This window comes from Robertmurraya sp. (assembly GCF_036676585.1).
Classification (GTDB): domain Bacteria; phylum Bacillota; class Bacilli; order Bacillales; family Cytobacillaceae; genus Robertmurraya_A.
Map to the genome: position 1 here is coordinate 1 of NZ_JAKFCQ010000214.1, position 6,796 is coordinate 6,796.

A 6,796-nucleotide genomic window follows, 5' to 3' on the forward strand; every position below is an offset into this window, starting at 1 on the left:
AATTCCACCAATATAATGGTCTCCGTCCTTAGTGAGTTCGTAGTCTTGACCAAGGAAGCTAATTTTCGCTGAATCTACCTCACCACTAAATTGAACCTTCACATCGATAGGCGTGTACTCAACAATTGCTGAGGTTACGACACCTGTGTTCGGGTTAATGGTAATGTTTTGATTCCATCCAGCTGAAATTTTTACATCAGTTACTTCTGGGATGTTTGGCTCGTATGAAACCGTTACTGGTTGAGAGTAAGTTACACGATCCCCCTCCGTAACTTTTGCAACTAATTGATGCGAGCTATTTTCCCCTGCTGTTACAGGTAGAGTTACATCTGCATACCACCAACGGCTATCTACTGTTGTCTGCGCTAATAGGATATCTCCGTCATAAATTCCAACTGTAGCACCTGATTTCGCATTTCCATACACCTTAATTTTAGATGAAGCAGTAATTTCTGGTGCGTTTAGAGTGACAAACAATACATTCGTTGTTGCAGTGAACGTATTCTGATTTTCATCTAGAGAGATTGTTGCATTTGAAACAAGTGTTTGAGTCACCGCTTCATTCACATTCGTTTTAAATGTGATAGTACCTGACTCTCCAGCCGCTACACTTGGAATAACCACTTTTCCACGATCCAATGTAACAGCTTGTCCATTTAGAAGGATAGAATCCTCTAATAGTTCCACATCAGAAGAAAGGTTTAATGAAACTTCCACATTTTCAGCAGTAGCTGTTCCATTATTTTTGTAGTTGAAACGGTAATCTAATGATTTACCTGGAACAACGGTTTGCTTAGAAGCAGTAAATCCATTTCCTTCTCCTACAAAGCTTCCTTCACCCTCTTCAACAAGGGTAATGACATATTCCTCTGGTTGAGGCTGTACGTCTTGTACTTCTACATTTGGCAGGTTGTACGCATCCGTCTTTAAAACATAGCTTCCGTCGGCTACATTACGAATCTTAAAGTATCCATTCGCGTCCGTTCTTGCCCAGTTTTGACTCCATATACTACCTTCTGCATATAGGTACACATAGACATTCTTTGCTGGCTCACCATTTTCTTTTAGGATTTTTCCGTGTACATATTTTTCAGACTGTAACACGATTTCTCCTAAATCATAAGTACCACCAACAAAATCCTCTGCATCAACATCTAACGTTTGAGTTTGATAGCCTTGCATAGAGATATCTACTGTTAAGTTCTCTTGATGTAGTCCGTCTAACTGAACTCCTTGAGCATTTGACTGACCATATGCATAGGTTTGGTTACCATATACATTAAAGTAAGCCCCAGATAGTGGATTACCATTTGCATCCACAATTGTTCCCGTTAAGGACACACCTTTGTCTACAACTACATCAATTACTTCCGTTGAGGAATCAACTGTAACTTCAGCATTGTTGTAAGTAATATAGCCTGGTACTTGTACATTCAATTGATACTTGAATTGATCAGACACAACGACATTTTCAATTGTGAATTCTCCAGTATTACTTTGCTCTTGCCATAAATAGTATTGGCCATCTTGGTAACCAAATGCCTCCATCACTGGATAGCTATAAAGTGATAGATACTCAATAGAGTCTACTGGATTACCTTCTAGGTCAGTTACTTTTACTACAACATTCTTTGTTTCTTTTTCGAACTTCGTTAATACGATTTCATACGGATTATTCATATAATCCTGTCCAGCTACAATTTCAATGGTCTCGATTGTAGATGGGTACGTTCCATTTCCGTAAACAATAAGCTCATATTGACCGGCTGGAAGAGATATCGTTTTTCCTGGTGTATACCAAGAACGTAAGAAACCTTCTCCATCAGTGTAACCATATAAGTATACGTCCTGATTATTTTCCCCAGTTCCTTGAAGTGAATATTCAAGATTTTGAGGCACCGATTCATCTTCAGAGTCCACAACCTTAAATGTCACACTTTCCATATCAGCTTGTGCACGTTCTGTTACAGCATACGTAATAGCTGAAGCCAAAACTTCATTATCGGAATTTACCGCTTCAATCATAAATTCGTATTCTGTATTTGGTGATAATGATTCAAATGTATATACGTAGGCATTAGAATCTACAGAATCGACCTTTTCACCATTTTGGTATAGGTTAAAGTGATCAATGCTCGAAGTCATTTCCTCTGACCACCACTGTACTTCAATTGCGGTATCAGAGATAGAGCCTACATAAGCATAGATAGATGGTTCATATACTTGACTGTCATAACTTACATATACCCCTGCATTTTGAAGGGTTTCAATAGTATTCATTGTTGCTGAATCATTTACATCCAACGGCATGCCATACAGGTATAAGTTAGTTAAATTTGTTAAGTCTATTAAACTACTAATATCACTCGCAGGGTTATTCGCAAGCCATAATGTATCTAGGTTTGTTAAACCAGCAAGTGGACTTACATCAGTAATATTGTTCGTATCAAGGTCTAAATAAGTCAGATTCGTTAGTGAGCTTAATGACCCGATTTCTGTAATCTCATTGCTCCAAAGAATAAGGTCAGTTAAGTTAGTTAAATTCTGTAAAGGAGTTATATCACTAATCTGATTAAAACTTACGTCAAGATACGTTAAGTTCACAGCAGATTCTAAGCCTGTTAGATCAGTAATTTCCCGATAACTTGCTGACAAGCTTGTTAATTGCTCTAAGTCACTCGTGTAAAGATCACGATCATAAACATATAAAGTGTCACGAATGACGTTCTTTAACGCTTCGTCAGGGATAGTAACTACTTCTCCAAGGTCCTCTTCAGGATCTTGACCTGGGTCTTCCCCTTCAGAATCTCCTGTTGTTTGAACAACAATTCCTTCACCAAAGCCTGAATCAGTATAAGACGCTTCAACTGATACCAAGTAGCTTGTTCCTGGCTCAAGATTAGTAAATTCATAAGAAGTAACGGACGAATCTAAGGAATCATCAGAAATGCAAGTGTTTGAATCGTCTTGCTCATTGTATTCTTTAACACATACATAATATCCCACAACATCAGAAATAGGGTTCCAGCCGATTTCAATTGAAGTATCATTAACATTTACGACTTCAATACCTAAGCTAGGAGATGGTTCAATCTCTCCATCAAAACCATTAAAGATTAATTCAATTGGTTCAGTAATATAATCAATTCCTTCTAGCACATCGAACTGATAAGTACTGTAGTGACTAAACTCCCCAGGAGGACCATATAAAATTACTTCATATTGACCAATAGGAAGTGAAAATGGTTCGTCATTATAAAAACTCTTAAATTGGCCAATTTCATTTATAAATCCATATTCAAAAATCCCACTGTTAGATTCACCAATTCCTTCAATAGAAAACTCATAGTTCTCTAGAGACTGTTCAGTTTCATTTACGATATGAATATTTACATCCTTTAATTGGTCGGTAGAATATTCTGTCCAAACGGATGTGTAGCCTGAAAGAACTCGGCCATCAATATAATGAGCATCTACCTGAATTTCATAATACGTATTCGGTGTTAGGTCACTAAAGTCATAAGAAAGGGTATCCTGTCCTACATCGAATACTGAATCTCCAATTCTTACTTCATAGTAATCAACCTCTTCAGATTGATTGTAAATAGACCAATCAATGGAAACGGAGCTTTCCGTTATATCCGCCACGTTAACGTATAGTGCTTCTTCGTAAACTTGGCCATTATAATAAACATTGACACCAGCTGCTATTAGCTCTTCGATTGTCGTATAATCAACGATCGGATTGTTTTGTAACCATAAGTCTCTTAAATTTGTTAATGACATTAATGGAGTTACATCAACAATATCATTATCGTCTAAGTCCAAATACATTAACTGTGTTAGGTTACTTAGAGGTGTAACATCAACGATATTATTTCTCCATAACACTAAACTTTCTAAGGATGTCAGGTTACTTAAAGGAGAGATATCAACAATCTCGTTATTATATAAGGATAATCCTGTTAGGTTTACAGCATATTCTAACCCCGTTAAGTCTTGTATCTGTTGGCTATCTGCATATAAGTACGTTAATTCTTCTAAGTCAGCTGTCGTTAGATTACGAGAATAAATCCCTAACGTTTCACGGATGACTTTCTCTAAGTTTTCATCAGTAAAAACTACCTCTTCTCCTTCAACTACCCCACCTAGTGTTTTTACAACAAGATAGTCTCCATACGAAAGACCACTAGAATACTCAGCATTGAACTGTACATGATAGCGAGTGTCTGGAGAAAGATTAGTGAAGGTATAGGAAGTTGTTCCATTCTCTAATGAAACATAGCCCCCTTCATAGTAATCTGTTTCACTATAAACGTATATCTCGTAACTAGAGACATTAGACTGATTTATCCATTCTAAAGTCATCGAATCTTCTGTTACACTTGTTACCTTTACATTTAATGGCTCAGAAGTGTTCTCACTCTCATTAAACGTTAATGAAATAGGATTCTCAAGGTAATTAACTCCCTCTACAATCTCAATAGAATAAACCGTTGAATTATTATAGTTCTCTGGGTCATATATAATTACATCAAAATGACCATTTGGGAGATTAAGAGTGTCATATTCCCATGACTGTAAATACCCTTCCCCATTCACATAACCATATTGGAAGAAATCAAGATTTGTTTCATCTGTACCACTAATAGAGTATTCATAACCATTAGTTAGCGGCTCGTCATTTTCATTTACTGCTTGGATTTTCACCTCTTGTAAATCCTCCGGAGCCCAAGAAGTAGTAATTTCGCTATTGGAAGAAACAACTCTTCCATCTGTTAGATTTCCTCTAATTTCAATATTATACAAGGTTCGAGGTTGTAACCCAGTAAGCACATAATTTGTTGTATCTGTTGAAAGAGTTTCTACTAGATTGCCATCTAGGTAGATTTCATACGATTCAAAATTCCCGTATGTATCCCAGCCAAATTCAACCGTGTTATGTGTCACTCCCTGATCGTTATAATAAAGATACAGGTATTCCTCATATCCAGGGTATTCAGGCATCCAATCAAAATAGACGGACACACCTCTAGACTGTAACTCGTTAATCGTTATACTAGTCTGAGATCCCTCTGATAAATCTAAAGATAAACCATATAGATGAAGTTCTCTTAAGTTACTTAGCGAACTTACAACCGTAATATCGGTTACAGCACTATAACTTAATCGAAGTGCTTCGAGGTTGACTAAACTTTCGATTGGAGAGATATCCACGAGTTGGTGATTATCTTCCAAATCTAAATAGGTTAAATTAGTTAAAGAACTTAGACCACTAATATCTGAAATTTGCGTACCCCATAAAGTTAATGAAGTTAAATTAGTTAAACTCGCAATTGGACTTACATCAGTAATGTCATTCGCACTTACGTCTAACCCTTCAAGATTGGTTGCATATTCTAAACCAGTTAGGTCAGTAATACCTTCACTTTGAGCATATAGGTACACAAGCTCTTTTAAGTTAGCTGCTGTAAGAGCACCTTCATAGGTTCCCAATTGATTGCGAATGACACTTTCTAATTGAGCATCTGGAATTTCAACTGTTTTAAAATTCTCTGACCCAACGATTGATAAAGTCACTTCTTTTGTAGCTCCTGATTGCTCAGTTACTGTAATAGAAATATCTCCATCTCCGTTATCAGCAAAAAACTGTTTAAACTCCCCTAGAGTTAAGTCGCCACTCTCAGAAATACCAAGTAGCTCTTTAACCGATAGACTTCCAACTCCATCCGCAAAAGCAACAGAATGTGTTGATCCATTATAAGAAATCAAAGCTTCAGAAGGATTTCCAGAAGAGAACAATGTAAAATCGTTAACCAATGAGTCGTCATTTTCCAATGCAGATCCGATCGTAAACGCAGGATCCAGGAAGTGTTCCATATTCAGCGTAAACTGATTATCTCCCGTTTCCATTGGTTGAACGCCTATCCCACTGATATCAATAACCATATAATCAATGACTTGACCTGAAGTTTCTCCTACTTCTTCTTGGTTATCTTGCTCACTGGGAACTGGTTGCTCTGTTGCTGGCTCTTCGACAATTACCTCAGTAACCTCTTCTTCCGTTACTTGAAGAACAATCTCACTTTCGTTGCCAGAGTAGTCGACAATAGCTCCTGAAATCTTACCTCCATAAAGGCTCATTTGTTCTTTTAATTTACCAACGGATACACCGTCCTGTTGAGAGTCAAGCTCTCCAAGAATCTCACTAATATTCGCAGTAGCAAGACCGTTAGTAAAATCAAATGTTTTAGAATTCATTAGGAAAGAAAATGTCGCATTTGCTGCATCTGCAGAAGCGTTGATACTAATATCAGTAAACATGTCCGTATCCTGCAGTCCTTTAATAGAAGCAGAATATTCATTCTCTGCTGTTTGGACAGCAGGAATGGCTTTTCCACCAATCATCAATTCAACCGAACTAACTTTCGGTGCATCAACATCCTCAAAATCGCTAGTCATTAACGATAATTCAGCACTTGAATATTCCTCACCTGAACTCGTGATTCCTACAATTTGATATGTATATTGCGTGCTTTTGTTGATATCTGCATCAATATAAGAATAATCCGTTATAAAGACACTGTCTTCTGGTGAACCCTGTTCTTGAACAACAACAGGTTCAATTTTAAACGATTCACCATTCTTAATAAGCTTAAAATCCACAAAATCCTCACCGATAAAATCGTCGGTGTGCCAAGAAATTCGGATGGTGTTATTCACCTGAACTGCCTCAGCATCCGAAAGCATCATACTTGCTTTCGCGGTTTGTGAAGAAAACGGGCTCACAACAATT

1 protein-coding gene is annotated in these 6,796 nt (G+C 37.3%); it reads right to left on the minus strand.

The genetic code is table 11. The annotated features are described in order from the left end of the window. A partial coding sequence (locus tag ACGLXV_RS25350) for a leucine-rich repeat domain-containing protein (protein WP_391560807.1) occupies positions 1–6,796 on the minus strand: 6,796 nt, incomplete at both ends.